1 protein-coding gene is annotated in these 452 nt (G+C 44.0%); it reads right to left on the minus strand.

What is annotated here, in order from left to right; translation table 11 throughout:
• Window positions 1-294 (minus strand): 50S ribosome-binding protein YggL (locus H8K32_RS20015; RefSeq protein ID WP_186914399.1); only part of this gene is annotated, 294 nt, incomplete at its 3' end.
• Between the last annotated feature and the right edge of the window lie 158 nt (window positions 295-452).

The following is a 452-nucleotide window of genomic DNA, read 5'->3' on the forward strand; positions in this document are numbered from 1 at the left end:
AATTGCTGATCTTTGCGCCTCAGTCACAGAGGCTCTCTTTTTTTCGGCCATTACGTAGCACCAAAAATCCTCACCAAATGTGGCTACACTAAGTGCGCAATTTGCCTCGATAGCGGAATCAATTATTTCATCCATGAACTTATCACGCTGTTCCACTGACAATCCACTTACACCGTTTGCCGTTACGATGAAGACTAATTCTTGGTATTCACCGACACACATCTTTTTGCGCTGGCGATGGTTGTACTTACGATTCCATTTATTCAAATTCATATTCATTAATTTATCTTTCAAATTTCGCTCTTATTTTTTGTTTGTGCTTCACGATATTACGTCAAGCAAACACAGTTAGTCGCGCCGCCGGTTGGGGTGTACGCCAGAAAACCGCCTTGCGCTGAGTTTTTAGACGTGCCAACGAGTACAAAACCTAGAGCCGGTGCAGCTTGCAGCCG

The sequence above is a fragment of the Cognatundibacterium jejuense genome, from assembly GCF_014284255.1.
In the GTDB taxonomy this organism is placed as follows: domain Bacteria; phylum Pseudomonadota; class Gammaproteobacteria; order Burkholderiales; family Burkholderiaceae_D; genus Undibacterium; species Undibacterium jejuense.